This window comes from Haloparvum sedimenti, from assembly GCF_001462205.1.
In the GTDB taxonomy this organism is placed as follows: domain Archaea; phylum Halobacteriota; class Halobacteria; order Halobacteriales; family Haloferacaceae; genus Haloparvum; species Haloparvum sedimenti.
The window spans coordinates 146,900-151,943 of record NZ_LKIR01000142.1 but is presented as its reverse complement, the minus strand read 5'-3'; the positions used below and the strand labels follow the sequence as shown (position 1 = coordinate 151,943).

Annotated in this window: 5 protein-coding genes and 1 pseudogene; 3 read left to right on the top strand and 3 right to left on the bottom strand. The window is 71.7% G+C overall.

Annotated elements, in window-relative coordinates; all coding sequences use genetic code 11:
* From AN233_RS18195 to AN233_RS15320, 3 genes and pseudogenes are all read right to left on the bottom strand, one after another.
* Nucleotides 1-248 (bottom strand): annotated as a pseudogene (locus AN233_RS18195) (DNA polymerase sliding clamp); the annotation flags it as partial.
* A gap of 129 nt (nucleotides 249-377) precedes the next feature.
* Nucleotides 378-1,757 carry a phosphoglucomutase/phosphomannomutase family protein gene (locus AN233_RS15325; protein WP_058367626.1) on the bottom strand — a complete coding sequence of 460 codons (1,380 nt, stop codon included), beginning with the start codon at nucleotides 1,755-1,757 and terminating at the stop codon, nucleotides 378-380.
* Between the two features lie 96 nt (nucleotides 1,758-1,853).
* Complete coding sequence (locus AN233_RS15320) at nucleotides 1,854-2,882, bottom strand: methyltransferase domain-containing protein (RefSeq protein ID WP_058367625.1); 1,029 nt, start codon at nucleotides 2,880-2,882, stop codon at nucleotides 1,854-1,856.
* A gap of 278 nt (nucleotides 2,883-3,160) precedes the next feature.
* Here AN233_RS15320 and AN233_RS15315 point away from each other — a divergent pair, with 278 nt between their 5' ends.
* The 3 genes from AN233_RS15315 to AN233_RS16555 form a co-directional block, all read left to right on the top strand.
* On the top strand, nucleotides 3,161-3,721 hold the full coding sequence (locus tag AN233_RS15315) for a TATA-box-binding protein (RefSeq protein WP_058367653.1): 561 nt from the start codon (nucleotides 3,161-3,163) through the stop codon (nucleotides 3,719-3,721).
* Nucleotides 3,722-3,771: 50 nt separating this feature from the next.
* Entirely contained in the window at nucleotides 3,772-4,134 is a 363-nt protein-coding gene (locus tag AN233_RS15310; protein WP_058367624.1) for a DUF7473 family protein, read from the top strand.
* 80 nt (nucleotides 4,135-4,214) lie between these two features.
* A partial coding sequence (locus AN233_RS16555) for a CPBP family intramembrane glutamic endopeptidase (protein WP_343123576.1) occupies nucleotides 4,215-5,044 on the top strand: 830 nt, incomplete at its 3' end.

The window sequence follows — 5,044 nt, the reverse complement described above, 5'->3', positions numbered from 1 at the left end:
CCGGAGTTGGCCATGCCGGCGATGTCCTGCAGGCGCGCGAGATTGACGCCGATGACGCCCCCGTCGGCCTCGTAGGACTCGAAGGCGGCGGCCTCGAGCGAGAGGTCGACCATGCCGACGTTCGCGGGGTCGACGGCGCGGATGGCCAGTTCCTCCTCGTTCAGGCGGACCTTGCACTCGTCGACCAACACGCTCACCGAACCGAGCGCGTCCTGGAGCGTCGACGCACTCACGATGGCCTTGAACATATACTGCGGGCTACGGCGGTATCCCGTAAAAAGGCACCCGATTCGTTGTAGTTTGTTCGCGCGGGCGGCCGCGGGTGACGCGCGGCCGGTTTGGTGCCGGCCACAACCCGACCGGACGCCGGTCGACCGCTACGCCACGAGCGGCTCGACGAGCTCCCGCCCCGCCTCCAGCAGCCCCGCGACGCGCGCCTCGTCGTCGGCCTCCGCGTAGACGCGGAGCTTCGGCTCCGTCCCCGAGGGGCGGATCAGGAGCCACGAGCCGTCGTCGAGCAGGAGCTTGAACCCGTCGAGCGTGACCACGCGAGCGACCTCGTGGCCGACCACCTCGTCGGGGATGTGGTCGGAGAGCTCGTCGATCACGCGACCCTTCTCGTCGTCCGGACAGGGGACGCTGATCTTGTCCGCGACGATCCGGCCGTGTTCGGCCTCGATTCGGTCGACGCGGGCGTCGAACCCCTCCTCGGTCGCCGCGGCGGCCGCCAGCAGCGCCATCAACACGCCGTCCTTCTCGCGGACGTGGCCCCGCAGCGTGAAGCCGCCCGACTCCTCGCCGCCGAACAGCGCGTCGTGTTCCGCCATCGCCTGCGCGACCCACTTGAAGCCGACCGGCACCTCGTAGGTCTCCTCGCCGTGCGCCTCCGCGACGCGGTCGACGAGGAACGTCGTGGAGACGGTCCGGACTGCGGGTCCCGACCGGGTCTCGAGCAGGTGGTCGTAGCAGGCGACGTAGAACAGGTTGGCGTCGAGGACGCCGCGCTCGGGGGTACACACCGCCACGCGGTCGGCGTCGCCGTCGTTGGCGATTCCCAAATCCGCGTCGCGGGCCGCAACCTCCTCGGCGAGGGCGTGGAGGTTCTCCGCGCTCGGCTCCGGCGCGCCGCCGCCGAACGCCGGGTCGCGCTCGCCGCGCAGGGTGTGGACCTCCGCACCCGCAGACCGGAGGAGTTCGTCGGTGACTCCGCGGCCGCTTCCGTGCATCGCGTCGTAGACGACGGAGAGCCCGGAGAGGTCCGCGTCGACCAGTTCGCGGGCGGCCGCGGCGTGCTCGCTGATGAAATCGTGTCGCCGGATCGTTCCCCACGCGTCCTCGTCGTCGAGGGGGGACGGATCCGAAAGGCGTGCCTCCACGTCCGCGGTCACCTCCGGGAGCGCGGGCGCGCCGTCGCTCGGGATGAACTTCACGCCGTTGTACTCGGGGGGGTTGTGCGAGGCCGTCACCATCAGCGCCCCCGAGAGGTCGTGCTCGACGACGCCGAAGGCGACGACCGGCGTCGGCACGTCCCGCTCGGGAAGCAACACGTCGAAGCCGTTGCCCGACAGCACCGCCGCGAGGCTCTCGGCGAACCCCTCGGAGGTCTCGCGGGCGTCGTATCCGACGAGAACGGGGGCGTCGCGACCGGCGGCCGCGAGATGGTCCGCGACCGCCTGCCCCACCGCGCGGACGCGCTCGTCCGTGAACTCGTCGAGCGTCGCCCGCCAGCCGTCCGTCCCGAAGGAGATGGCGTCCATGCCGGAGGCGTGGCGCGGCGGCGGCTTATAAGACGTGACTCGATGCGCGGGGCGAGGGGGCCGTTCGCGCCGGCCGCGCGGGCCGAGGCAGGACGCTCACTCCCGGGTCAGCGTCAGGACGTGTCTGGTCAGCGAGCGGTGGACGCGGCGCTCGAAGGTCGCGTCGACGCGCCAGCCGGCACCCCGCGCCTCGCTCCGCCAGTCCCGGTCCGCGACGAGGACCGCCTGCGGCGCGACGCGAGCCGTCTCCGCGAGCGCACCGGCGACCAGATCCGCCAGGTCGTGGGTCGCGATCTTCGACTGCCGGCCGTAAGGCGCGTCGAAGGCGACGCCGTCGACAGCGTCGTCGCGCAGGGGGAGCGCGGTGGCGTCCCCGCGGGCGACGTGCCACGCGGGGTCGTCGGACCCGCCGACGTACTCGCGGAGGTTGCGCCGCGTCCCCCGGACCATCTTCGCCTGCGCGTCGGTGCCGACCGCTTCGGCGCCCACGAGCCCCGCCTCGACCGCCAGTCCGCCGGTGCCGCACATCGGGTCCAGAAATCGGCGGCCCGGTGCAGCGCCGGCGAGGTTGGCGTACGCCCGGGCGTCGGCCGGCGCCATACTCCCGGGCTGGAAGAACGGTCGGTCGGTCGGCTTGGGAGCGAAGTCACGCCGCCCCTCACGGGCGACCCAGCCGAGCGCCGCGACGGAGGACTCCTCTCCGTCGGCGCCGGCCACGGCGTCGTGGTCGGGGCGCCGCCCCGCGGCGAACAGCGCGCGGAGCGTGTGGTCGGGAGCGTCCAGATCCACCTCGAAGCCGCGGTCGACGAGCACCTGTCCGAGCGCGCGCTCGGCGTCGCTCGTGGAGACGCCGGAACTGCCGCGCACGTCCCGCGCCCGGACGGCGACGGTCCCCTCGCGGTCGATCCCGGCCGCCTCCAGCAGCGCGACCGCGGCGTCGACATCAGCCTCAGTCCGGCCGATCGCCTCGTGGGCGGCGCGCGTGTACGCCAACCGCTCGACCGCCGGCCCGGCCGCGCCTGCCCGGGCGATCCCCGGCGCGAGGAGCTCGACCCCGGCCGCGGCGCTTGCCGCCTCGTGGGCCGCGAACGCGTCCTCCTCGCCCGACAGTTCCAGCCAGTACACGTTCGCCGGGAGGTCGGCGGACGGCAAGAGCGTGGCGAATGGCGGGTCAAGGGCAGCCCGGCCAGACCGCTCCCCGCGCGGAACCCGGTTTGCCGATCTCGCGGCCGCGGGCTTCCGTCCTGGTGACAACACCGTGAAACGAACACGTCACATCCGGATCGGAGAGCTTGGAGGTTACGAACGACTCGAACCACATTTCCATCCACCAACATCAGTATCATGACGTATCAGCGTGTGACGAACCTTTTTAAATGCGTCACCCGACGTTCGAGGCGTTGATGACCGATCCGAAGGACACGATCAACATCGAGAACGTCGTCGCCTCGACGGGGATCGGCCAGGAGCTGGACCTCCAGAGCGTCGCGATGGACCTCGAGGGCGCCGACTACGACCCCGAGCAGTTCCCCGGGCTCGTCTACCGCACGACGGACCCGAAGTCGGCCGCGCTGATCTTCCGCTCCGGCAAGATCGTCTGCACCGGCGCGAAGTCGACGGACGCCGTCCGGCGCAGCCTCGACATCGTCTTCGAGAAGCTCCGCGAGCTCCAGATCCCCATCGAGGACGACCCCGAGGTGACGGTCCAGAACATCGTCACGAGCGCCGACCTCGGCGAGGACCTGAACCTGAACGCGATCGCCATCGGACTCGGCCTCGAGCACATCGAGTACGAGCCGGAGCAGTTCCCCGGCCTCGTCTACCGGCTGGAGGAGCCCGAGGTCGTCGCGCTGCTTTTCGGCTCCGGAAAGCTCGTTATTACCGGCGGCAAGGACCCCGCAGACGCGGAGGCGGCCGTCGACGTGATCGTGGACCGCCTCGAGGACCTCGGTCTGCTCGGCTGAGGCGCCCCCGAACCGCGGCCGCTTTACCCCCGCCGGCCATACACCCCTCCATGCTCCTGCAGGCCGTCGTCGGCCCGCTTTCCGTTCTCGGGACGTTCCTCGGGATCGCCGCGTTTCTCACTCTCACCGCGCACCTCGCCGCCAGAAACGTCCTCGGAGACGTGTCCCCGCGGCGCGCGCTCGGGGTCGGCCCCGTCCCCGCTGTCGTCGCGGTCGCGAGCGGCGCCCTCTCGCTGCCGGCCGCGCTGACGCTGCCGGCCGCGGTGCTGCTGGACTGGTTCGCGATCCGGTGGCGCTACGAGGTCGAGGGGCGGACCACGACGCTGATCACGGTGATCCACTTCACCGTCTCCGTCCTGATCGGGCTGGTTCTCGTCGCGGCCGCGGTGCTTCTGTCCTCGCGGCCGGGGTAGTCGGTCGCGGTGTCGAGCGGCGTCCGGTATGCGGCGCTCTCGTCTCGCGGTTTTAAGTCGGACCGGGGCGGGAATCGGACATGGACATCGTCGCGACGCTCCGACGCGTCGTCTGGCACGACCGCGAGGAGCGGGTCCGGAGTCCGCTCAGGCTCGGAATCGGCGCGTTTCTGCTGTTCGCGACCGCCGTCGGGATCGTTCTCGTCCTCGGCGCGGTCGGAGTGGTCGCGCCGGCCGGCGGCGGGTTGGCGCTGACGGGCGTCGTCTCGCTTGTCGCGACCGGCGGCGGCCTCGCGCTCGCGGCGCGGTTCGTGGACCGACGGCGCTGGAGCGACTACGGACTCCGGATCGACCGCGGATGGTGGATCGATCTCGGCTTCGGGCTCGCGCTCGGCGCCGCGCTCCAGACCGGCATCTTCCTGGTGGGCTGGGGCGCCGGCTGGTACGTCCCGACCGGCACGTTCGTCTCGGAGGGCTCGTTCGTCGCCGGCTTCGCGGTCGTCCTCTTCCTGTTCCTCTCCGTCGGGATCTACGAGGAACTGATCTCGCGCGGGTGGCTCCTCACGAACGTCGCCGAAGGGCTCCGGTTCGCCGGCGAGCGGACGGCGGTCGTCGTCGCGACGGTCGCGTCCTCGGCGGTGTTCGGGGTCCTCCACGCGACCAACCCCGGCGCGACCGTGCTCTCGACGGCGATCATCGGACTCGCGGGCGTCTTCCTCGCGCTCGGTTACGTGTTGACCGGCGAGCTCGCGATCCCCGTCGGCGTCCACGTGACGTGGAACCTCGTGCAGGGCGGCGTCTACGGCTTCGGCGTCAGCGGCCTCGGCGTGCCCGCGACGGTCGTCGAGACGCGCGTGACCGGCCCGGAACTCGTCACCGGCGGGTCCTTCGGTCCGGAGGCGGGGCTGTT